At 72.4% G+C, this 21,228-nt stretch carries 25 protein-coding genes; 18 read left to right on the forward strand and 7 right to left on the reverse strand.

The annotated features are described in order from the left end of the window. The first annotated feature begins 86 nt into the window (after nucleotides 1-86). The 5 genes from egtA to ACFU3E_RS26190 all read left to right on the forward strand — a co-directional run bounded on the left by egtA (nucleotide 87) and on the right by ACFU3E_RS26190 (nucleotide 4,837). Nucleotides 87-1,388 (forward strand): ergothioneine biosynthesis glutamate--cysteine ligase EgtA, encoded by a 1,302-nt coding sequence (gene egtA, locus ACFU3E_RS26170; protein WP_384162925.1) that lies wholly within the window; start codon nucleotides 87-89, stop codon nucleotides 1,386-1,388. Continuing rightward, entirely contained in the window at nucleotides 1,385-2,722 is a 1,338-nt protein-coding gene (gene egtB, locus ACFU3E_RS26175) for an ergothioneine biosynthesis protein EgtB (protein ID WP_384162928.1), read from the forward strand. The genes egtA and egtB overlap by 4 nt, the downstream gene beginning before the upstream one ends. Further along, the gene (gene egtC, locus ACFU3E_RS26180; protein ID WP_384162931.1) at nucleotides 2,722-3,549 is read left to right on the forward strand and encodes an ergothioneine biosynthesis protein EgtC; all 828 of its coding nucleotides are present in this window, start codon (nucleotides 2,722-2,724) and stop codon (nucleotides 3,547-3,549) included. Before egtB ends, egtC begins: the two co-directional genes overlap by 1 nt. Continuing rightward, entirely contained in the window at nucleotides 3,546-4,508 is a 963-nt protein-coding gene (gene egtD, locus ACFU3E_RS26185) for an L-histidine N(alpha)-methyltransferase (RefSeq protein WP_384162934.1), read from the forward strand. The genes egtC and egtD overlap by 4 nt, the downstream gene beginning before the upstream one ends. A 113-nt stretch (nucleotides 4,509-4,621) precedes the next feature. Continuing rightward, the gene (locus ACFU3E_RS26190; protein WP_384162937.1) at nucleotides 4,622-4,837 is read left to right on the forward strand and encodes a dodecin; all 216 of its coding nucleotides are present in this window, start codon (nucleotides 4,622-4,624) and stop codon (nucleotides 4,835-4,837) included. 33 nt (nucleotides 4,838-4,870) lie between these two features. Here the strand turns inward: ACFU3E_RS26190 and ACFU3E_RS26195 are convergent, their stop codons facing one another. Further along, nucleotides 4,871-5,389, reverse strand: a complete 519-nt coding sequence (locus ACFU3E_RS26195; protein WP_384162940.1) for a hypothetical protein — start codon at nucleotides 5,387-5,389, stop codon at nucleotides 4,871-4,873. A 415-nt stretch (nucleotides 5,390-5,804) separates the two neighbouring features. Here ACFU3E_RS26195 and ACFU3E_RS26200 point away from each other — a divergent pair, with 415 nt between their 5' ends. From ACFU3E_RS26200 to rpmF, 3 genes are all read left to right on the forward strand, one after another. Beyond that, nucleotides 5,805-6,251, forward strand: a complete 447-nt coding sequence (locus ACFU3E_RS26200; protein ID WP_384162943.1) for a DUF485 domain-containing protein — start codon at nucleotides 5,805-5,807, stop codon at nucleotides 6,249-6,251. After that, on the forward strand, nucleotides 6,245-7,840 hold the full coding sequence (locus ACFU3E_RS26205; protein ID WP_384162946.1) for a cation acetate symporter: 1,596 nt from the start codon (nucleotides 6,245-6,247) through the stop codon (nucleotides 7,838-7,840). The genes ACFU3E_RS26200 and ACFU3E_RS26205 overlap by 7 nt, the downstream gene beginning before the upstream one ends. Before the next feature lie 104 nt (nucleotides 7,841-7,944). Continuing rightward, entirely contained in the window at nucleotides 7,945-8,115 is a 171-nt protein-coding gene (rpmF, locus tag ACFU3E_RS26210; RefSeq protein ID WP_384162949.1) for a 50S ribosomal protein L32, read from the forward strand. Here the strand turns inward: rpmF and ACFU3E_RS26215 are convergent. Further along, entirely contained in the window at nucleotides 8,098-8,808 is a 711-nt protein-coding gene (locus tag ACFU3E_RS26215; protein ID WP_384162952.1) for a DNA polymerase beta superfamily protein, read from the reverse strand. The two genes, rpmF and ACFU3E_RS26215, sit on opposite strands and share 18 nt — an antisense overlap. 134 nt (nucleotides 8,809-8,942) lie before the next feature. Here ACFU3E_RS26215 and ACFU3E_RS26220 point away from each other — a divergent pair, with 134 nt between their 5' ends. Both ACFU3E_RS26220 and ACFU3E_RS26225 read left to right on the forward strand, forming a co-directional pair. Next, nucleotides 8,943-9,929 carry an LLM class flavin-dependent oxidoreductase gene (locus tag ACFU3E_RS26220; RefSeq protein WP_384162955.1) on the forward strand — a complete coding sequence of 329 codons (987 nt, stop codon included), beginning with the start codon at nucleotides 8,943-8,945 and terminating at the stop codon, nucleotides 9,927-9,929. A gap of 11 nt (nucleotides 9,930-9,940) precedes the next feature. After that, entirely contained in the window at nucleotides 9,941-12,286 is a 2,346-nt protein-coding gene (locus tag ACFU3E_RS26225) for an ATP-binding cassette domain-containing protein (RefSeq protein WP_384162958.1), read from the forward strand. Nucleotides 12,287-12,332: 46 nt separating this feature from the next. On the opposite strand, the gene ACFU3E_RS26230 is transcribed toward ACFU3E_RS26225, so the two are convergent. Both ACFU3E_RS26230 and ACFU3E_RS26235 read right to left on the reverse strand, forming a co-directional pair. Next, on the reverse strand, nucleotides 12,333-13,148 hold the full coding sequence (locus ACFU3E_RS26230; protein WP_384162961.1) for a lysophospholipid acyltransferase family protein: 816 nt from the start codon (nucleotides 13,146-13,148) through the stop codon (nucleotides 12,333-12,335). Continuing rightward, nucleotides 13,148-13,915, reverse strand: a complete 768-nt coding sequence (locus ACFU3E_RS26235; protein ID WP_384162964.1) for a GNAT family N-acetyltransferase — start codon at nucleotides 13,913-13,915, stop codon at nucleotides 13,148-13,150. The genes ACFU3E_RS26230 and ACFU3E_RS26235 overlap by 1 nt, the downstream gene beginning before the upstream one ends. Before the next feature lie 211 nt (nucleotides 13,916-14,126). On the opposite strand from ACFU3E_RS26235, the gene gvpO reads away from it, so the two are divergent. The 8 genes from gvpO to ACFU3E_RS26275 are packed head-to-tail and all read left to right on the forward strand — an operon-like array spanning nucleotide 14,127 to nucleotide 17,720. Then, nucleotides 14,127-14,450 (forward strand): gas vesicle protein GvpO, encoded by a 324-nt coding sequence (gvpO, locus tag ACFU3E_RS26240; protein WP_384162967.1) that lies wholly within the window; start codon nucleotides 14,127-14,129, stop codon nucleotides 14,448-14,450. Between the two features lie 37 nt (nucleotides 14,451-14,487). Next, complete coding sequence (locus ACFU3E_RS26245; RefSeq protein WP_384162970.1) at nucleotides 14,488-14,964, forward strand: gas vesicle structural protein GvpA; 477 nt, start codon at nucleotides 14,488-14,490, stop codon at nucleotides 14,962-14,964. Beyond that, nucleotides 14,961-15,728, forward strand: a complete 768-nt coding sequence (locus ACFU3E_RS26250; protein WP_384162973.1) for a GvpL/GvpF family gas vesicle protein — start codon at nucleotides 14,961-14,963, stop codon at nucleotides 15,726-15,728. The genes ACFU3E_RS26245 and ACFU3E_RS26250 overlap by 4 nt, the downstream gene beginning before the upstream one ends. Nucleotides 15,729-15,732: 4 nt before the next feature. Next, the gene (locus ACFU3E_RS26255; RefSeq protein WP_384162976.1) at nucleotides 15,733-15,996 is read left to right on the forward strand and encodes a gas vesicle protein GvpG; all 264 of its coding nucleotides are present in this window, start codon (nucleotides 15,733-15,735) and stop codon (nucleotides 15,994-15,996) included. Continuing rightward, nucleotides 15,993-16,337, forward strand: coding sequence for a gas vesicle protein (locus ACFU3E_RS26260; protein WP_384162979.1), 345 nt, complete (start codon nucleotides 15,993-15,995; stop codon nucleotides 16,335-16,337). The genes ACFU3E_RS26255 and ACFU3E_RS26260 overlap by 4 nt, the downstream gene beginning before the upstream one ends. Next, entirely contained in the window at nucleotides 16,334-17,185 is an 852-nt protein-coding gene (locus ACFU3E_RS26265; RefSeq protein WP_384162982.1) for a GvpL/GvpF family gas vesicle protein, read from the forward strand. Before ACFU3E_RS26260 ends, ACFU3E_RS26265 begins: the two co-directional genes overlap by 4 nt. Further along, nucleotides 17,182-17,430 (forward strand): gas vesicle protein, encoded by a 249-nt coding sequence (locus ACFU3E_RS26270; RefSeq protein ID WP_384162985.1) that lies wholly within the window; start codon nucleotides 17,182-17,184, stop codon nucleotides 17,428-17,430. The genes ACFU3E_RS26265 and ACFU3E_RS26270 overlap by 4 nt, the downstream gene beginning before the upstream one ends. Next, nucleotides 17,427-17,720 (forward strand): gas vesicle protein K, encoded by a 294-nt coding sequence (locus ACFU3E_RS26275; protein ID WP_030851265.1) that lies wholly within the window; start codon nucleotides 17,427-17,429, stop codon nucleotides 17,718-17,720. The genes ACFU3E_RS26270 and ACFU3E_RS26275 overlap by 4 nt, the downstream gene beginning before the upstream one ends. Before the next feature lie 79 nt (nucleotides 17,721-17,799). On the opposite strand, the gene ACFU3E_RS26280 is transcribed toward ACFU3E_RS26275, so the two are convergent. The 3 genes from ACFU3E_RS26280 to ACFU3E_RS26290 are packed head-to-tail and all read right to left on the reverse strand — an operon-like array spanning nucleotide 17,800 to nucleotide 21,211. After that, on the reverse strand, nucleotides 17,800-18,546 hold the full coding sequence (locus ACFU3E_RS26280) for a succinate dehydrogenase/fumarate reductase iron-sulfur subunit (RefSeq protein WP_384162988.1): 747 nt from the start codon (nucleotides 18,544-18,546) through the stop codon (nucleotides 17,800-17,802). After that, nucleotides 18,543-20,501 carry a fumarate reductase/succinate dehydrogenase flavoprotein subunit gene (locus ACFU3E_RS26285; protein ID WP_384162991.1) on the reverse strand — a complete coding sequence of 653 codons (1,959 nt, stop codon included), beginning with the start codon at nucleotides 20,499-20,501 and terminating at the stop codon, nucleotides 18,543-18,545. The genes ACFU3E_RS26280 and ACFU3E_RS26285 overlap by 4 nt, the downstream gene beginning before the upstream one ends. A 2-nt stretch (nucleotides 20,502-20,503) precedes the next feature. Beyond that, nucleotides 20,504-21,211: a succinate dehydrogenase gene (locus ACFU3E_RS26290; protein ID WP_384162994.1), complete on the reverse strand. Its 708-nt coding sequence runs from the start codon at nucleotides 21,209-21,211 to the stop codon at nucleotides 20,504-20,506. Nucleotides 21,212-21,228: the final 17 nt, after the last annotated feature.

The following is a 21,228-nucleotide window of genomic DNA, read 5'->3' on the forward strand; positions in this document are numbered from 1 at the left end:
GCGTCTTGGGTGGGACGGGTGATCCCGGCCCGGGCCGCCGAAGAGCCCGGACCGGTGGCATGGTGGAATCTCAGGAGGATCCCGACATGTCCGATACGGCACGTGGCTGTACCCGGCCACGCACCTCACTGTCCGAAGCCGAGGTCGAGGCCCTGGTCCGCGGCATCTGCTTCAAGACCGGCCCACCGCGCCGCCTCGGTGTCGAAGTGGAATGGCTCGTCCACGAGCTGCGCGCACCGCAGCTCCCCGTCACACCCGAACGACTCGAAGCGGCCTACGCCGCACTGCGGACCGTGCCTCTGAGATCGGCGCTCACCGTGGAGCCCGGCGGCCAGCTGGAGCTGAGCTCGCCCCCCGCCGCCTCCCTGACGGAGTGCATCGGTACCGTCTCCGCCGACCTCGACGCCGTCCGCGCGGTTCTGCGCCTGGACGGCCTCGCCCTCGTCGGCCTCGGCCACGATCCCTGGCACGAACCCCGCCGGTTCCTGCGCGAACCGCGCTACGACGCCATGGAGGCGTGCCTGGACCGCACGGGTCCCGCCGGCCGCGCCATGATGTGCACCTCGGCCTCCGTGCAGGTGTGCCTGGACGCCGGCCACGAGGAGCCCGGGCCGCAGGGCCTGGTGCGGCGCTGGTGGCTGGCCCACCATCTGGGCGCGGTGCTGGTGGCCGCGTTCGCCAACTCCCCGCTCGCCGGGCACCGGCCGACCGGCTGGCTGTCCACCCGGCAGCTGACGTGGACCCGGATCGGCGCCGGCCGGGCGGGCGGACCGCGGCTGGACACCGACCCGCGCGGCGCCTGGGCCCGGCACGTGCTGGACTCCCCCGTGATGTGCGTACGGCGGGACGGCGGGCCCTGGGACGTCCCCGAGGGGCTCACCTTCCGGGACTGGATCCGTACGGGCGTGCCCCGGCCGCCGACCCGGGAGGATCTCGACTACCACGTCACGACGCTGTTCCCGCCGGTGAGGCCGCGCGGCCATCTCGAACTGCGCATGATCGACGCACAGCCGGGAGACGACGGCTGGATCGTGCCGCTCGCCGTGACGGCGGCGCTGTTCGACGACCCGGAGGCCACCGAGACCGCCTACCGGGCCGTGAAGCCGCTGGCCGAGCGGACGCTGGGGCTGCCCGCGCCGCACAATCCGCTGTGGCTCGACGCGGCCCGCAGCGGCCTGGCGGACGCGGAACTGCGCGAGGTGGCCGTCACGTGCTTCACGACCGCGCTGGACGCCCTGCCCCGGCTCGGCGCCTCCCCCGAGGTCATCGAGGCCGTCACGGCCCATCTGGACCGCTATGTCGTCCTGGGCCGCTGCCCCGCCGACGACCTGCTCGACCGACAGCGCGGCACGGACGGTCGCGCCCACGGGAAGGACTTCCGCCCATGACCGACACCGACCCCGCTGTCGACGCCGGGACCGTCGACCCCGAGGTGCTCCGTGAGCGGGCGGTCGCCTCACTCGTCGTCGCACGCGACCGCACCACCCTGCTGACCAGCTGCGTGGAGGAGCCCGACCTGACCGCGCAGCACTCGCCGCTGATGTCGCCGCTGGTGTGGGACCTCGCGCACATCGGCAACCAGGAGGAGCAGTGGCTGCTGCGGGCCGTCGCCGGGCACGAGGCGATACGCCCGGAGATCGACGGCCTCTACGACGCCTTCGAGCACCCGCGCGCCGAGCGGCCGAAGCTGCCCCTGCTGTCGCCGGCCGAGGCCCGCACCTACGCGGCCGATGTGCGGGGCCGGGCTCTGGACGTGCTGGAGCGGGCCGCGTTCCACGGGACCCGGCTGACGGAGGCCGGCTTCGCCTTCGGGATGATCGCGCAGCACGAACAGCAGCACGACGAGACCATGCTGATCACCCATCAGCTGCGCACGGGCCCGCCGGCCCTTGCGGCGCCCGACCCGGAGCCGGCGCCGCTGTTCACCGGTCCGTCCGAAGTCCTCGTCCCGGGCGGCCCGTTCACGATGGGCACCTCCGGCGAGCCGTGGGCCCTGGACAACGAACGCCCCGCGCACCGGCGCGAGGTGGCGCCCTTCCACATCGACACCACCCCGGTGACCAACGGCGCCTACCAGGCGTTCATCGAGGACGGCGGCTACGACAACCCGCGGTGGTGGACGGCTGACGGCTGGGCTCACATCCTCAAGCACGGCATCACCGCCCCGTTGTTCTGGCGGCGCGAGGGAAAGCAGTTCCTCAGGCGCCGGTTCGGCGTCACCGAGGCCGTCCCGCCGGACGAGCCGGTGCTGCACGTGTGCTGGTACGAGGCCGACGCCTACGCCCGCTGGGCGGGTCGCCGGCTCCCGACCGAGGCCGAGTGGGAGAAGGCGGCCCGGTACGACCCGGCCGGTGACCGCTCGATGCGCTACCCCTGGGGTGACGCCGACCCGGGGCCCGAGCACGCCAACCTCGGCCAGCGGCACCTGCGTCCTGCCCCCGCCGGGAGCTACCCGGCCGGTGAGTCGCCGCTCGGCGTACGGCAGTTGATCGGCGACGTGTGGGAGTGGACGGCGAGCGACTTCCTGCCCTACCCGGGGTTCAAGGCGTTCCCGTACAAGGAGTACTCGGAAGTCTTCTTCGGGCCCGACCACAAGGTGCTGCGCGGCGGTTCGTTCGCGGTGGACGCGGTGGCCTGCCGGGGCACCTTCCGCAACTGGGACTACCCGATCCGGCGGCAGATCTTCTCCGGGTTCCGCACGGCCCGGTCGGAGGACGTCTGATGTGCCGTCATGTGGCGTACGTGGGGCCGCAGGAGACACTGGGCCGGCTCCTCGTGGAGCCCCCGCACGGACTGCACCGGCAGTCGTGGGCGCCCCGGCACCAGCGGTACGGGACGGTCAACGCCGACGGATTCGGCGTGGGCTGGTACGCCGACGGCGACCCGGTGCCGGCCCGCTACCGCCGGGCCGGGCCGATCTGGGCGGACCTGTCGTTCGCCGATCTCGCCCGCGTCGTACGGTCCACCGCGCTGCTCGCCGCGGTGCGCGACGCCACCCTGTCGGGCGCGGACGCGGAGGCGGCCGCGGCCCCGTTCGCCGCCGGGACCTGGCTGTTCAGCCACAACGGTGCGGTCCGGGGCTGGCCCGGCTCGCTGGCCTCGGTGTCCCGGACGCTGCCGCACCAGGACCTGCTGTCCCTGGAGGCCCGCAACGACTCGGCGCTCGTGTGGGCGCTGGTGCTGGCGCGGCTGCGGAGCGGCGACGAGGAAGGCCAGGCGATGGCCGACACGGTCCTGGAGGTCGCCGCCGCGGCCCCGGACTCCCGGCTCAACCTCCTCCTCACCAACGGCGACACCATCACCGCGACCGCCTGGGGCGACGCCCTCTGGTACCTCACCCGGCCCGGCGGCGGCACCGTCGTGGCCTCCGAGCCCTACGACGACGATCCGCACTGGCAGGAGGTCCCCGACCGCACCCTGCTCGCGGCGAGCCGCACCGACGTGCTGCTCACGCCGCTGAAGGAGCCGACCGACGCCTCCGTGCCCTCCCCCACCCCCGGCTCCGCCCGAGCGGCGGGACCCCCATCGCTGAAGGAGCCCCGTACGTGAGCCCGTTCCACCTCACCCGCACCCTGCCGGAGGACGCCACGGACGCCGCGCTGCGCGCCGATGTCCACCGGGGCCTGACCGGCCGCCCCAAGACCCTGCCGCCGAAGTGGTTCTACGACGCGCACGGCAGCGACCTGTTCGAGAAGATCACGGAACTGCCGGAGTACTACCCCACGCGCGCGGAGCGGGAGATCCTCCTCGCGCGCTCCGGCGACATCGCCGCGGCGACCCGGGCGCGGACCCTGGTCGAGCTCGGCTCCGGCTCCTCCGAGAAGACCCGGCATCTGATCGACGCCCTCACACACCTGCACACCTACGTCCCGGTCGACGTCAGCGAGAGTGCCCTCAGCCAGGCCGGGCAGGCGCTGGCCGCCGAGCGGCCGGGGCTGGACGTGCACGCGCTGATCGCCGACTTCACCGCGGAACTGACCCTCCCGGACACGCCGAGGCCCCGGCTGGTGGCGTTCCTGGGCGGCACGATCGGCAACCTGCTGCCCGCAGAGCGCGCCGCGTTCCTGGCGTCCGTACGCGCCCTGCTCGCCCCGGGCGACGCCCTGCTGCTGGGCACGGACCTGGTCAAGGACGAGGAGGTGCTGGTCCGGGCGTACGACGACGAGGCCGGGGTGACGGCCGCGTTCAACAAGAACGTCCTGAGCGTGATCAACCGGGAGCTCGGCGCCGACTTCGAGCCGGACGAGTTCGGCCATGTGGCGCGGTGGGACGCCGAGCACGAGTGGATCGAGATGCGGCTGCGTTCCCGTACGGCACAGACGGTCAAGGTGCCGGCCCTCGATCTCGCCGTCGGTTTCGCGGCGGGTGAGGAGATGCGGACCGAGGTGTCGGCGAAGTTCCGGCAGGAGGGTGTGCGCGCCGAACTGTCCACGGCGGGACTGGAGCTGACCCACTGGTGGACGGACGGCCCGGGCCGGTTCGCACTGTCACTGAGCGTGGCGAGCTGACACCGGTGATCCTGGGGCGGTGGCAGCGGGAGACGACATCTCGCGATTCGCCGCCGCTTGGGGCACGGTGGAGGGACACGTGGCACTCCCGTCACTGGAAGAGGAGCAGCGGCATGTCAGACCACACCTACCGGGTCACGGAGATCGTCGGCACCTCCCCCGACGGCGTCGACCAGGCCATCCGCAACGGCATCGGCCGGGCCGCGCAGACGCTGCGCAACCTGGACTGGTTCGAGGTGACGCAGGTGCGCGGCCAGCTGGAGGACGGGCAGATCGCGCACTGGCAGGTGGGCCTGAAGGTGGGCTTCCGGCTGGACGAGTCCGAGTAGGCGGACACGGTCCGCCGGCGGTGCGGTCCGGGCTCAGGTCCGCCCTTCCCGCTCCTGCGCCGCCTTCATTTCCGCGGACCGGGTCACCCAGTCGGCCCGTACGACGATGAAGCCCGCGCGCCGGGCGTCCTCGCAGACCAGTTCGTCGTCGTCCACGAGGACGCGGATCTCGCGCGTGCGGGCGAGCCGCCGCAGGATCTCCAGCTTGGTGAACCGGGCGGGCCGCCGGTCACCTCTTCCCCCGCCCGGCCCCCCTGCGTCTCGCCGCATGTACACGCGCCCTTCGGGCAGCCCCTGGGCGGCGAGCCAGTCCAGCGTGTCGCGCCGGCAGCGCTCGGGCCGCCCGGTGAGGTAGACGATCTCGCACTCCCGCGCGCTCTCCCGGAGCAGCGCGATGCCCTCCGGGGCCGGCGGGTCCTGCGGCGCCGCCGAGAAGAACCCGTCCCAGTCCTTCGGCCTGCGCTCCAGGAACCCCTGCCGGTGCGTGGTGTCGGCGAGCGTGTTGTCCAGGTCGAACACGGCCAGCGGGGCCTTGCTGCGGTGGTCACTCACGCTGCCCAGCCTAAGCGCATTTGAGACAGCCTGAACCGGAAAATGGTCCGTACTGTTCTCCCGCCGTCCCTTTCGCGCAGGCCACCGCAGTACGGGTGCCCCTTCGGCGGGGCGTGAACGCGCCATGGGAACAGGTCGATCGACCCTCACAGTTGATGGCTCAAGGACAGCACTGACATACTCCGCTCTCAGCCTCGCCACCACCCGTGGCCGGGGCTTGTCGGGGATCTCCACACAGAACCCCGAGGCCGTCCGCGTGAATCCGAACAGCGAGCTTTCCGGATTCACGAGCCCCCCACAGAGCCCGCACCCCCACCGCGCGTCCGGCATCCCTTCCCCCTGCCCGAAAACCGGACGCGCCCACTGACCCGACGGGGTCGAGTGCGGGGCACGATGCAGCGAAGAAGGTGCGCCTGTGCCCGAATATTCACCACAGCGGGAAGACACTCCCACATTCCCGCTTCCGCACATCGAACATACTCCGCCGTCTCGTATATCCGACCTTCCCGAATTTCACTCTCTGCGCCACGCACAGCGCCGGTTCGGCATCAGGGCGACCCTCCTGTCCGTCGGCGGATTCCTGCTGTATGTACTGCTGTCGAGTTTTGCCCCCGCGATGATGAACCAGCCGCTGTTCGGCCGCCTCACGCTCGGACTCACCCTCGGTCTCGGGCAGTTCGTCGTCATGGGCGTGACCGCTTGGTGCTACGTCCGGCACATGCGCACCCGGGTCGATCCGCTCGCCCGCGGCCTGCGGTCCCGGCTGCACGAGACCGGGAGCCGCCGCGCCCGCTCGGCCGCGTCCCCCCAGGGGGCCGGGCAGCCGCTCCGGCACGGAACGAGAGGGTTCCGCACATGGTGACCGCCGCCGCCATCGACGACAGCAGCCTGCAGCTGACGTTCGTCCTGTTCCTGACCGTGGTCGTGATCACCCTGTTCATGGCGCTGCTGACGGCTCCTCAGCGCGACGAGATCAGCGAGTTCTACCTCGGCAACCGCGCCATGTCGCCGCTGCGCAACGGCCTCGCGATGTGCGGCGACTACCTGTCCGCCGCCACCCTGCTGGGGAGCACCGGGCTGGTCGCCCTGACCGGGTACGACGGACTGATGTACCTCGGCGGCACCACCGTCGCCTGGATGATGGTGCTGCTGCTGATCGCCGAACCCCTGCACCGTACGGGCAAGTTCACCCTCGGCGACACGGTGGCACTGCGCCTGCCCCGGCAGCAGCGCCCGGTACGGGTGGCGCTGGCGGTCTGCATCCTGGCCATCGCCACCCTCTACCTGGTGGCCCAGCTCGTCGGCAGTGTGGCCCTGCTGACCCAGTTCACCGGTGTACCGAGCGACACCACCCGCACCCTGTGCGTGGTCGTGATCGGCGCCTTCGTGATCCTGTACGCCTCCCTCGGCGGCATGCCCGGCGCGACGGTCATCCAGATCATCAAGGCCGTGATGCTGCTGGTGGGCGTGCTGTTCACCGCGGGCTGGGTGCTGCACCACTTCGACTGGAACCCCAACGCGCTGCTGGAGAGGGCGTCCGAACGCAGCGGTTCGGGCCTGAGCTTCCTCGAACCGGGGCTGCGCTACGGCGGCACCGTCAGCAACAAGCTGGACTTCCTCAGCCTCGAACTGGCCATCGTGCTCGGCCTCGCCGCCCTCCCGCACGTGCTGATGCGGCTGCTCACCCCGCGCAACAGCGGCGTACTGCGCTCCTCCGTGCTGTGGGCCGTCGGCCTGGTCGGCGCGGTCTGCCTCGGGGCCGGCATCATGGGGCTCGGTGCCACCGCGCTGCTCGGCCGGGACACCATCGAGAGCACGGACCGCACCGGCAACGCCTCCGTCCTGCTGCTCGCCCACGAGCTGGGCGGCAGCGTCCTCACCGCACTGCTGACCTGTCTGGCGTATCTGACGCTGCTCGCCGTGGCGGTCGGCCTCACCCTGGCCGCGGCCTCCTCCCTCGCGCACGACCTGTACAGCGAGGTGATCCGCAAGGGCCGGGCGAGCGAGACGGAGGAGCTGACCGTCGCCCGGCTGTCCGGGGCGGTCATCGGCGTCCTCGGCGTCCTGCTGGCCCTCGTCGCCTGGGGGGCGAACACCGCGACGCTCGCCTTCCTGGCCTTCGCCATCGCGGCGTCCGCGATCCTGCCCACGATCATCTACACCCTCTTCTGGCGGCGCTTCAGCGCGAAGGGCGCCCTGCTCAGCCTGTACGGCGGCCTGCTCTGCTCCGTCCTGCTGGCCACCTTCTCCCCCGTCGTCTCCTCGACCCCGGGCTCGTTCTACCCGGACGCCGACTTCGCCTGGTTCCCGCTCCAGAACCCCGGCATCGTCTCGATCCCGGCGGGCTTCCTGCTGGGCTGGCTCGGCACGGTACTGGACAGGGGCCCGGCCGAAGAGGCCTCCGCGCACGAGGAGTTCGAGGTGCGGATGCTCGTGGGCGCCGACACCTGACACGCCTGTCCGGGACGGCGGTGGCCGGGCGCCGGGACGCACATTGTTAATGGGATCCATTTTCATGTAGCGTCCTCGGTGCCCGACCACCGAGGAGGAGTCCCATGGCTGTCCCGAAGCGGAAGATGTCCCGCAGCAACACCCGTCACCGCCGCGCCCAGTGGAAGGCCGCCACGCCGGCACTGGTCCCGGTCACCGTCGACGGCGTCCGTCACCTGGTCCCGCAGAACCTGGTCAGGGCCTACGAGCGCGGGCTGCTACGCCCCGGCGGCTGAGCTCGCGGCCGCCGTGGCGCACTGCGCCCGGACCCGGCGCAGCCAGGCCTCGACCGGCGCCTCGTCGGGCTCGTCCGGCAGCGCCGTGGGGCCTTCGTCGAAGGCGGCCTCGTAGTGCCTGAGCAGCGGCAGGGCGACGGACGGGTCGGCGGCCACGCGCTCGCCGAAGGCGTGGTACTCGTCCGGGTTCTCGACGCGGATCGTCAACCGCCCGGTGATGTACAGCTCCAGGCCCTGCCCGCACAGCCGTTTGAGATGCCGGGCGTGCTTCGCGGTGCGCCCCCGGGTGTCGGCGGAGAACGAACCGTCGCCGCGCGCCTCCAGCCGCCGGAACTGCTGGGTGGCGTACCCGAGATAGGCGTCCCTGACACGCCGGGCACACAGGAACGACTCACGGATGCCGATGAGCTCGTCGCCGAGGGGGGTGCGCACCTCGTACAGCTCGTCGGGGAGCCACACCAGCTCCATCGCGGTCGGGTTGCCGCCGAGGGCCAGCCGGCACCACTTGGCGGCCTCGTGCAGGGTGCGGTCCGGCGCCGTACTGACGTGCGATTCCTTCGGCCGGCGCAACCCGTGCAGCTCCTCGGTCGGCACGGCGAACAGGCCGAGGCGGTCGATGTCCGAGCCCGGGCGGGCGAGGCCGTAGGCGGTCGATCCGACGATGCCGGAGAGCAGGACGTTGGGGACGGTCACGGTCGGCCGCCTTTCGCTACAGGGTTCCGGAACATTGTCCTGACGTGCCTCGACGCGGTCACCCGGTTTTCCCGGCGGTGGGGTCCCTGCACGGCGGTGGAATACCCGCGGCCCCGCCCGGCGTAGAACCCGGTATGGATCCCGTGCGCCTGTCCGTCCTCGACCGCTCCCGCACCCGCGAGGGGCACACCCATCCCGAGGCGCTGCGCGACACCGTGCGGCTGGCGCAGGAGCTGGAGGGCCTCGGCTACCACCGGTTCTGGGTCTCGGAGCACCACGGTGTGCCCGGGGTCGCCGGCTCCGCGCCGGCCGTACTGGCCGCCGCCGTCGCGGGCGCGACCCGGACGATCCGGGTCGGCACCGGCGGGGTGATGCTGCCCAACCACCGGCCGCTGGTCGTCGCCGAGCAGTTCGGGGTGCTGGAGTCGCTGTTCCCCGGGCGGATCGACATGGGCCTCGGCCGGTCCGTCGGTTTCACGGACGGGGTGCGCCGGGCCCTGGGCCGCGACAAGGGCGATGCCGAGGACTTCGAGGCCCAGCTCGGGGAGCTGCTCGGCTGGTTCTGGGGCACCTCACCCACCGGGGTGCACGCCCGTCCCGCCGAGGGCCTGAGCGTGCCGCCGTTCGTGCTGGCCATGGGCGAGGGCGCCGGCATCGCCGCCCGTGCGGGCCTGCCCATGGTCATCGGCGACCTCGGGAACCGGGACAGGATGCGGCGCGGCATCGACCACTACCGCGACCACTTCCGCCCCTCCTCCTGGGCTGCGGAACCCTACGTCGTCGTCTCGGGCACCATCGCCGTGGCCGGCACCCCCGAAGCGGCCCGGCGGCTGCTGATCCCCGAGGCCTGGTCCATGGCGCATTCCCGCACCCGCGGCACCTTCCCGCCGCTGCCGCCCGCCGAGCGCGTGGAGGCACTCACGATGACCGGCAAGGAGCGCGGCTTCTACGAGTCCGGCCTGTCCGGCCACATCGCCGGGACCGAGGAGCAGGTGGCGCACGAGCTGGGGACGGTACTGAAGGAGACGGGCGCCCAGGAGGTACTGGTCACGACCAGTTCGTACGACCGTGAGGCCCTGCTGGACTCCTACCGGCGGCTGGCCGCGATCACCTCCGGTTAGAGTCGTTCCCCATGCACGACCGCGACCCCCATGACCCGTTCGTCCGTGTCCGCGGCGCCCGCGAGCACAACCTCCAGGGCATCGACGTCGACATCCCCCGGGACGTGCTGGCCGTGTTCACCGGCGTGTCCGGCTCGGGGAAGTCGTCGCTGGCGTTCGGCACGATCTACGCGGAGGCGCAACGGCGCTACTTCGAGTCGGTCGCGCCGTACGCACGCCGGCTGATCCACCAGGTCGGCGCGCCGAAGATCGGGGAGATCACCGGCCTGCCCCCGGCCGTCTCGCTCCAGCAGCGGCGGGCGGCGCCCACCTCTCGTTCCTCCGTCGGCACCGTCACCAACCTCTCCAACTCCCTGCGGATGCTGTTCTCCCGGGCCGGCACCTACCCGCCCGGCGCCGAGCGGCTCGACTCCGACGCCTTCTCGCCCAACACGGCGGTGGGGGCGTGCCCGGAGTGCCACGGACTCGGGCAGGTGCACCGTACGAGCGAGGAACTGCTGGTCCCCGACCCGTCGCTGTCGATCCGCGACGGGGCGATCGCCGCGTGGCCGGGTGCCTGGCAGGGCAAGAACCTGCGGGACATCCTCGACGCGCTCGGCCACGACGTGGACCGGCCGTGGCGGGAGCTGCCCGCCGGCGAGCGGGAGTGGATCCTGTTCACGCACGAGCAGCCGGTGGTCACCGTGCACCCGGTCAGGGACGCGAACCGTATCCAACGGCCTTACCAGGGCACGTACATGAGCGCCCACCGGTACGTGATGAAGACGTTCTCGGACTCCAAGAGCCCGGCCCTGCGGGCGAAGGCCGAGCGGTTCCTCACCAGCGCGCCCTGCCCGGCGTGCGGCGGCAGCCGGCTGCGCCCCGAGGCCCTGGCGGTGACCTTCGGCGGCCGGACCATCGCCGAACTGGCGGCACTGCCGCTGGTGGAGCTGGCCGCGGGCCTCGACGCGACGTCGGAGGCGGCCCGGGTCCTCACCGACGATCTGAGGTCCCGTATCGCACCGGTCGTCGAGCTGGGTCTCGGCTACCTCAGTCTCAACCGGACCGCTCCCACCCTCTCCGCGGGCGAACTGCAGCGTCTGCGCCTCGCCACCCAGCTGCGCTCCGGCCTGTTCGGGGTGGTCTACGTCCTCGACGAGCCGTCCGCCGGACTGCACCCGGCGGACACCGAGGCGCTGCTCACGGTACTGGAGCGGCTGAAGACGTCCGGGAACTCGGTGTTCGTGGTGGAGCACCACCTCGACGTCATGCGGGGCGCCGACTGGCTGGTGGACGTGGGTCCGGACGCGGGCGAGCACGGCGGGCGGGTGCTGCACAGCGGCCCGGTGGCCGAGCTGGCCGGTGTCGAGGAGTCGGCGACGGCCCGCTATCTGTTCGACCACTCCGCGGTCCCGGCCCGGGACGTGCGCAAGGCCAGGGGGTGGCTCAGGACCGGCCCGATCTCACGGCACAACCTGCGCGGTGTGACAGCGCAGTTCCCGCTCCGCGTGTTCACCGCGGTGACGGGGGTGTCCGGCTCCGGCAAGTCCACCCTCATCGGCGAGATCACCGAGGACTCGGCGGGCGTGGGCCGCCTGGTCTCGGTCGACCAGAAGCCGATCGGCCGCACCCCGCGCTCGAACCTCGCCACCTACACGGGCCTCTTCGACGTCGTACGCAAGGTGTTCGCGGCCACCGACGAGGCCCGCGAACGCGGTTTCGGCGTCGGGCGGTTCTCCTTCAACGTGGCGGGCGGGCGCTGCGAGACCTGCCAGGGCGAGGGGTTCGTCAGCGTGGAGCTGCTGTTCCTGCCGAGCACCTACGCGCCGTGCCCGGACTGCGGCGGGGCCCGCTACAACCCGGAGACGCTGGAGGTGACGTACCGGGGGCGGACCATCGCGCAGGTGCTGGATCTGACGGTGGAGAGCGCGGCGGACTTCTTCGCGGACACCCCGGCCGTGGCGCGCAGCCTCGGCACCCTGCTCGACGTGGGTCTGGGCTACCTCCGCCTCGGCCAGCCCGCGACCGAGCTGTCCGGCGGCGAGGCCCAGCGCATCAAGCTGGCGAGCGAGCTGCAGCGCGGCCGGCGCGGCCACACCCTCTACCTCCTCGACGAGCCCACGACCGGCCTCCACCCGGCCGACGTGGACGTCCTGCTGCGCGTCTTGCACGGCCTCGTCGACGCCGGGCACACCGTGGTCGTCGTCGAGCACGACATGTCCGTCGTCGCGCGCGCGGACTGGGTGATCGACCTCGGCCCGGGCGGCGGCGACGCGGGCGGCCGGATCGTTGCGTCGGGCCCGCCGCGAGAGGTGGCCCACGCAGCGGAGAGCCGCACGGCCCCCTACCTGGCGCGCACACTGTCCGGGAGCCGCTGAGGCACGTCTGGTGCGGGCAGGCGCGGGACGCCGGGCCGGCGCCCGCTCACGCCACGAGCGCCGTGTGTGTCCGAGCCGGCGCGAACGCCTCCCGCGGTTGTGCCGAACGGGCGAGGGCGCGGCGGTCGGGGCTGCTGCCCGGTGGGACGGGGGCCCGTACCTCGACCTCCGCGATCAGGCCGCGGGCCGTAGCCACCCGCCACAGGGAGGCGAGCAGCGTGTCCTCGCCGACGTACGCCGGCGCCGTCGTGGCCGTGCCGTCACGGAGCCGGTAGCCGATGCGCACCGGCTGGACCGGTACGCCGGCGTCCAGGGCGGCCTGGAAGACGGCCGGGCGGAAGGCGCCCTGGGCCCGGCCGCACCAGGTGCTGCCCTCGGGGAAGGCCGCGACCGCGGCGCCCTCGCGCAGCGCCCCGGCGATCCGGGCGACCGTGTCGGGGAGGGCGCGCAGCCGGTCCCGGTCGATGAACAGGGTGCCGCCGCGCGCGGCCAGCGCCCCGGCGAGGGGCCAGCGCCTCACCTCGGTCTTCGCCAGCATCCGGGCGGGCCGTACGGCGGCGAGCAGCGGGATGTCGAGCCAGGAGATGTGGTTGGCGACCAGCAGCAGTCCGCCGGTGGGGGCGGCGGCACCGGTGATCCGGACCCGGACCCCCGCGGCCCGCGCGATCCACCGGCACCACCGCCGGACCAGGGACGCCGGAATCCGGCCGCCGAAGGGCGTCAGCGCGATCCCCGCGAGGAGGAGCAGGAGGACCCCGGTGAGCCGCAGCACGGCCCGCGGCACGGCCCGCGCCCGCACGGCCGCCGACGCCTCGACACAGGCCCGCGGCGTGCAGGGCGCGGTGGGCAGCCAGGCGCTCATCAGGCCGGGACGAGGGAGAGGAAGTGGCGCAGATAGCGCGCGTTGACACGGCTCATGGGCAGCAGGACGTACAGGTCGGCCACGCCGAAGTCCGGGTCGTGGGCCGGTTCGCCGCACACCCAGGCACCGAGGCGCAGGTAGCCGCGCAGCAGGGCGGGCAGTTCGACCCGGGCGGCGGGCGCGGGGCCCGGCGTCCACGGCAGCAGCGGCCGCACCCGGAACTCCTCGGGCGAGAGGTGCTTGTCGCTCACCCGGTCCCAGGTGGCGGACGCGAGGGTGCCGCCGTCGGCGAGCGGGACGGAGCAGCAGCCGGCGAGCCACTCGTGGCCGCGGTCGACCATGTAGCGGGCGATGCCCGCCCAGATGAGGCCGATGACCGCGCCGTCACGGTGGCCGGGGTGCACACAGGAGCGGCCGACCTCGACGAGCCGCGGCCGGATCCCGTCGAGCGCGGTCAGCTCGAACTCGCCCTCGGAGTACAGCCGCCCGGCGACCGCCGCGCGCTCCGGCGGCAGCAGCCGGTAGGTGCCGACGACCTGGCCGGTCGTCTCCTCCCGGACGAGCAGGTGGTCGCAGTACGCGTCGAACAAGTCGCCGTCGAGGCCCGGCCGCGGGCCGGTCAGCAGGGCGCCCATCTCCCCGGCGAAGACGTCGTGACGCAGCCGCTGGGCGGCACGCACGTCCTCCTCGTTCCGGGCGAGGGCGACGGTGTAGCGGGTGGGGGCCGTGGGCTGCGCGGGGCGGTCGACGGTCAGTACGCCGGTCATGGCTCTCTCCTGGTCACGGGCTGGTCGGTGAGGCGGGGCGCTGAGGGTGTCGTGGGTCCTGCGCCTCTGTTCTCCCGATGCCGGCTGACCTTCGCGTGTCATGTGCAGAGAGAACGGGTGTGAGGTTGCTGAACGGCTCGCGCCCGCGAGCGCGGCCCGGATGGCCTAGCCGGACACGCGCGCACCGGCTCCGGCGGCAAGAGTGAACTGCATGACAGGACCCGGAGCCGGTGAGCGACGAAGTGGCTCGGCCACGTCCACCAAGCGCCGACGCACCGTGCGCGGTGCCGGGGAGGCCGCCCGGCGTGCCGCCGAGGCGCTGACGGAGTTGATCAGTCATCGCCTCGAAGGGGTCTCCGCGGTGTGCCGGGGCGAGGACGACGGCTGGGTCGTCGACGTCGACGTGCTCGAACTGGCACGCATCCCCGACACCACCAGCCTGCTCGCGACGTACCGCGTGGAACTGGACTCGGCGGGCGAGCTGGTGCAGTACCGCCGGATCGCGCGCTTCCGGCGCGGCGCCCAGGACCAGTGACCGGCCCGTCGCAACCGCTGACCGGAAGGACCGCCGCATGACCGTCTACAGCGACGAGATCGTCTGTGCGCCCCGCGCCGGAACCCTCTACGACGTGCTGGAGCTGATTCTCGACCGCGGCATGGTGATCGACGTCTTCGTGCGCGTCTCGCTCGTCGGGATCGAGATCATCAAGATCGACGCGCGCATCGTGGTCGCCAGCGTCGACACCTACCTGCGCTTCGCGGAGGCGTGCAACCGCCTGGATCTCGAGAACGACCCGCGCTCCAAGACCGTGCCGGAGCTGTTCGGCGGGCCGGTCTCCAAGGCCGTCGGCAAGGCGGGCGCCAAGCGCGCCGCCGGTTCCCTGACCGACAAGGTGCGCGACGTCCTCACCCCGGACGACGACACCGAGGACGACGTGGAGGCCGAGGAAGCCGAGGCCCGCACCGAGCGCGCCCCGCGGCCGGCACGCAAGCGCCGCAGTGACGACGACCGCCCGCGGCCCCGGCGCCGCAAGGCCGAGGAGGAATGACCGTGACGGCGACAGCCGACCTCACCACCGCCGGCACGCTCGGCACCCTGTACGTCTACGGCATCGCCCCCGCGGGCGTCCGGCCTCCTGAGGCGCCGGGGGTGGACGGGGCGGCGGTGCGGCTGCTGACCGAAGCCGGGCTGTGCGCGGCCGTCTCGGACACCCCGGCGTCCGTCCGGGCGCGGCGCCGGGACCTGATGGCCCATCAGGCGGTGCTCGGGGAACTCGCCGCGCAGGGCCCCGTCCTGCCCATGCGGTTCGCCGTCGTCACGCCCGACGCGGAGGCACTGCGCGGCCAACTGCGTACCGGCCGCGCCCACTTGGCGGCACAGCTCGACGTGGTACGGGGCTGCGTCGAGATGAACGTGAAGGGCGCCGTCGTGCACGAGTACTTCGCCGACCTCGTACGCCGGGACGACGCCCTGCGCGCGCTCGCCCGCCAGACCCGGCACCGCCCCGGCTACGAGGCGAACGTGCGGCTGGGCGAGGCGCTGGCCCGGGGCGTGGCGCGCGAGGCCCGGGGCGCGGCACGGGAGGTGCTGGCCCGCCTGACCCCGCTCGCCGTGCGCACGGCGCAGGGACCGGTCGACGACGAGCAGGTGCTGAGCACGTCGTTCCTGGTGCGTTCCGCCGACGAACAGCGCTTCCGGCAGGCCGTGGCCGCGCAGGCACGCGATGCCGGCGACAGGCTGGCCCTGAGTGTGACCGGTCCGCTGCCGTGCTACAGCTTCGTCGACGCGCAGTCCGCCACGGCAGGCCGGTGACACGGTGGGACTCGTGAGCGGGCTCCTGCTGCTGCCGCTGGCCCCGTTGCGCGGCACGCTCTGGGTCGCCGACCACCTGCTCCAGGAGGCCGAACGCCAGAGCGGCGACCCGCGTGCGGTGCAGGCACGCCTGGCGGCACTCAACCGGGCCCTGGAGGAGGGCGCCATCGACGAGGCGGCCTTCGAGGAAGAGGAGGAGCGGTTGCTCGCCCGGCTCGACAGTCCCGTCCGGTACGCCGGCCGTCCGCACCGCGGGGGTGATTCGTGACCGACGTCGGCACCTGGCCCGCGGGCCCGGGAGCGGAGCCGGTCGGGCCGCCCACCGGCAGCCTCGCGGACCTCCTCGAACGCGTCCTGGACAAGGGCATCGTCATCGCGGGCGACATCAAGATCGACCTGCTCGACATCGAACTGCTCACCATCCGGCTGCGCCTGTTCATCGCCTCGGTCGAGACCGCGAAGAAGGCGGGTATCGACTGGTGGGAGACGGACCCGGCGCTGTCCTCGCGCGCCGCGCGTGACGCCCTCGCCGAGGAGAACGCGCGTCTGCGGGCCCGTCTGGAGGCCCTGGAGGAAGCCGATCCCGACACCGCGGAGGTGGTCCGATGAGCACGGCCCGGGCCGGCCGGGCGACCGCGACGGAACCGGACGTGCCGCGCCCCACCGTCACCTGTGTGTTCGCCGTGACGGACACGCCTCCGCCGGACGAGGTGCTCACGGTGACGCCGGGCCATGACGGCGGCGGTCCGCTGCGCGTCCTGGCCGCGGGCGCGCTGCATCTGATCGTGCAGGACGTTCCCGCCGCGGCCTTCGGCGAGGAGGCGCTCGCGGAGCGGTTCAACCGGCCCGAGGAGCTGGAGCGCTGCGCCCGCGCCCACCACCGGGGGGTGCAGACGGCCGCGAGCGCGGGGCCCGTCGTGCCCCTGCCGATGGCGACGCTGTATCTGGACGACCGCAACGCGGTACGGGCCGTGACCGCCCGGGAGGCGTCCCTGCGCGTCCTGCTGGACCGGCTGCGCGACCGTACCGAGTGGGCGGTGAAGGTACACGGCCCCACAGCCGAGCGCGTGCCCGGTGCCGCAGGGGACGGACCGGCCGACGGGCGGGCGTACCTGCGCCGGGCGAGCGCTCGGCGGCGCACCGAGCGCGAGATGCGCGAGTGGGCCCTGGCGCGGGCCGACGCCGTCGACCGGGAGTTGCGGCGGTACGCGGTCGCAGCCACCCGGCACCGGCCGCAGAGCGAGCAGCTGACCGGCAGGAGCGTCCCGCAACTGCTCAACGCGGCCTACCTGGTCGACGACGGCCAGCGCGCCGGGTTCCTCCGGGCGGTCGGCGAACTGGCCCGCGACGCCCACCGTACGGCCGTGGAGGTAACCATGTCAGGGCCATGGATCCCGTACTCCTTCACCCAGTCGGACGAGGTGGAGTGCGGCGCGCACCAGGAGGTCGGCGCATGACCGTGCCCGTCGCGGGCGGGACCGGCCGCACCGCGGTGCCGTGGGACGGCCCGGAGCCGTACGCGCCCGTGGGCGTGCCGCTCGTCGACCTGCTCGACCGGGTGCTGGCGACCGGTGTCGTGGTCAGCGGCGATCTGGTGCTGGCCATCGCCGATGTGCCGTTGGTGCGGATCTCCCTGCACGCCCTCCTGGCGTCGGTCAGCGACCGGGTGCCCGCGCCCTGGCCGGACAGCGGGCCGCTGTGACCGCGCCGCGCACCCACGCGCTGGACCTCGATCCCGAGCGGGTCACGAACGACCTGGCGGCCCTGGTCCTGACCGTGGTGGAACTCCTGCGACAGCTCATGGAACGCCAGGCGGTGCGCCGTTTCGACGAGGGGACGCTCAGCGCCGAGCAGGAGGACCGGCTCGGTACCGCGCTGATGCTGCTGGACGAGCGCATGGACGAGCTGTGCGCACAGCACGGGCTGCGGCGCAGTGACCTCAACCTGGACCTCGGCCCGCTGGGCCCGCTCCTCGCCGATCCCGGCCCATGACAACGCTGAGGGGCGCCGGGAACTGCGCGATCAACCACGACGCGCCCGCAGCCGCCGGCGCTCCGTGCCCGCGACGGCGCTACCGCTTGACCTTCCGCGCCGCCCGCAGCCACTCCTTGTTCATGCGCGTGATGGACATCAACGGGATGCCCTTCGGGCAAGCGGTGGCGCACTCACCGGCGAGCGTGCACCCTCCGAACCCCTCCTCGTCCATCTGCTCCACCATGTCCAGCACCCGCGTCTCCCGCTCGGGCGCCCCCTGCGGCAGCACGTTCAGATGGTTGATCTTCGCCGACGTGAACAGCATCGCCGCCCCGTTCGGGCAGGCCGCCACACACGCCCCGCATCCGATGCACTCGGCGTGCTCGAAGGCGAAGTCGGCATCCGGCTTCGGCACCGGCGTGGCGTGCGCCTCGGGAGCCGCCCCCGTCGGCGCGGTGATGTACCCGCCTGCCTGGATGATCCGGTCGAACGCGGACCGGTCCACGACAAGGTCCTTGATCACCGGGAACGCCGACGCCCGCCACGGCTCCACGTCGATCGTGTCGCCGTCCTCGAACGAACGCATGTGCAACTGGCAGGTCGTCGTGCGCTCGGGCCCGTGCGCGTCGCCGTTGATGACGAGCGAACACGCCCCGCAGATGCCCTCGCGGCAGTCGTGGTCGAAGGCGACGGGGTCCTCGCCCTTGACGATGAGTTCCTCGTTGAGCGTGTCGAGCATCTCCAGGAAGGACATGTCGGGCGAGATCCCGTCCACCTCGTACGTGGACATCGTGCCGTCGGCGTCGGCGTTCTGCTGCCGCCAGACGCGCAGGGTGAGCCTCATGCGTAGCTCCGCTGGGTGGGGTGGACGTACTCGAAGACCAGGTCTTCCTTGTGCAGCACCGGAGCCTCGCCCGTGCCGGTGAACTCCCAGGCGGCGGCGTACCCGAACTCCTCGTCCCTGCGGGCGGCCTCGCCGTCCGGAGTCTGGGACTCCTCGCGGAAGTGGCCGCCGCAGGACTCCTCGCGGTGCAGCGCGTCGAGACACATCAGCTCGGCGAGTTCCAGGTAGTCGACGACGCGATTGGCCTTTTCCAGGGACTGGTTGAACTCCTCTCCGGTGCCGGGCACCTTGATGCGCCGCCAGAACTCCTCGCGGATCTGCGGGATGCGTTCCAGCGCCTTGCGCAGCCCCGCGTCGGTGCGGGCCATGCCGCAGAACTCCCACATGAGTTCGCCGACCTCGCGGTGGAAGGAGTCGGGGGTGCGGTCGCCGTCGACGGACAGCAGCAGGTCGAGCCGGTCCCGGGTCTCGGCCAAGACTTCCTGGACGACGGGGTGTTCGCCGGTCACCGCGTCGTGGTGCGGGTTGCGGGCCAGGTAGTCGCTGATGGTCGAGGGGAGGACGAAGTAGCCGTCCGCGAGTCCCTGCATCAGCGCGGAGGCGCCCAGCCGGTTGGCGCCGTGGTCGGAGAAGTTGGCCTCCCCGATCGCGAACAGCCCGGGGATGGTGGTCTGGAGGTCGTAGTCGACCCACAGGCCGCCCATCGTGTAGTGGACGGCGGGGTAGATCCGCATCGGCACCTCGTACGGATCCTCGTCGGTGATCCGCTGGTACATGTCGAAGAGGTTGCCGTACCTGGCCTCGACGGCCTTGCGTCCCATGCGCTGGATGGCGTCGGCGAAGTCCAGGTAGACGCCCTGGCCGCCGGGGCCCACTCCCCTGCCCTCGTCGCAGGCGTTCTTCGCGGCGCGCGAGGCGATGTCGCGCGGGACGAGGTTGCCGAAGGACGGGTAGATGCGCTCCAGGTAGTAGTCGCGTTCGTCCTCGGGGATCTCGTTCGGGGGCCGGCGGTCGCCCTTGGCCCTCGGCACCCAGATCCGCCCGTCGTTGCGCAGCGACTCGCTCATCAGCGTCAGCTTGGACTGGTGGTCGCCGGTGCGCGGGATGCAGGTGGGGTGGATCTGGGTGAAGCAGGGGTTGGCGAAGTGGGCGCCGCGCCGGTGGGCCCGCCAGACGGCGGTGGCGTTGGAGTTCATGGCGTTCGTCGACAGGTAGAAGACGTTGCCGTAGCCGCCGGAGGCGAGCACGACGGCGTCCGCGAAGTACGTGGCGATCTTCCCCGTGATCAGGTCCCGGGCCACGATCCCGCGTGCCCGCCCGTCGACGACGATCAGGTCGAGCATCTCGGTCCGCGGGTGCATCTCGATGTTCCCGGCCGCGATCTGCCGGCTGAGCGCCTGGTAGGCACCGAGGAGGAGCTGCTGGCCCGTCTGGCCCCGGGCGTAGAAGGTGCGCGACACCTGCACGCCGCCGAAGGACCGGGTGTCGAGCAGCCCGCCGTACTCACGGGCGAAGGGCACGCCCTGGGCCACGCACTGGTCGATGATCTCGACGGAGATCTGCGCGAGGCGGTGGACGTTGGACTCGCGGGCGCGGAAGTCGCCGCCCTTGACGGTGTCGTAGAACAGGCGGTGGACGGAGTCGCCGTCGTTGCGGTAGTTCTTCGCCGCGTTGATGCCTCCTTGCGCGGCGATGGAGTGGGCGCGGCGGGGCGAGTCCTGGTAGCAGAACTGGACGACCCGGTAGCCCTGTTCGGCGAGGGTGGCCCCGGCGGAACCGCCGGCGAGGCCGGTGCCGACGACGATCACGGTGTGCTTGCGCCGGTTGGCGGGGTTGACCAGCTTGGCCTCGAAGCGGCGTTTGTCCCAGCGCTCGTCGACCGGCCCGGACGGGGCCTTGGTGTCGACGACCGGCTCACCGGTCGCGTAGGCCGTGTACTCGCGGTAGGAAGTCATCTTCAGCTCACCACTCCGGTCATGACGCCCACGGGTACGGCGATGAAACCGGCCGTGAGCAGCAGCGCGAGGACGTCTGCGACGGTCTTCAGGGCGCGGTCGCGGGTGCGGCTGCCGACGCCGAGGGTCTGGGCCGCGCTCCAGAAGCCGTGCCGGATGTGCAGGCCGAGCGCGAGCATCGCGACGATGTAGACGACGTTGCCGTACCAGGTGGAGAAGGTGTCCACGACGTTCTGGTACGGGTGGCCCTCCTGGAAGCCGCCGGAGTGCACGGTGCCGGTCGTCAGGTCGAGGATGTGCCAGACGATGAACAGCCCGAGGATGATGCCGCCCCAGCGCATGGTCCGCGTCGCGTAACTGGCCCGTGCCTTCTTGTGCACGTACTTGTCCGGCCGGGCCCTGATGTCGCGGCGGCTGAGCTGGTACGCCGAGGTGGCGTGCGCGACGACGGCGACGACCAGCACGATCCGGACGAGCCAGAGCGTCCACTCGTAGTGCATGAACGGCTCGCCGACGGTGCGCAGCCAGTGCGCGTAGTGATTGAACTCGCCCGCCCCGAAGAAGATCTTCAGGTTTCCGATCATGTGGACGACCAGGTACAGCAGCATGATCAGACCACTGATCGCCATCACGGTCTTCTTGCCGACGGTGGAGTCCCACACGGTGCGTGCGAGGGACGGCCGTCGGTCCGTCCGCGTTGCCAGAGCCATGCCCAGCACGCTACGGA

Origin of the sequence: Streptomyces sp. NPDC057424 (genome assembly GCF_042803315.1) — a bacterium.
In the GTDB taxonomy this organism is placed as follows: Bacteria; Actinomycetota; Actinomycetes; order Streptomycetales; family Streptomycetaceae; genus Streptomyces.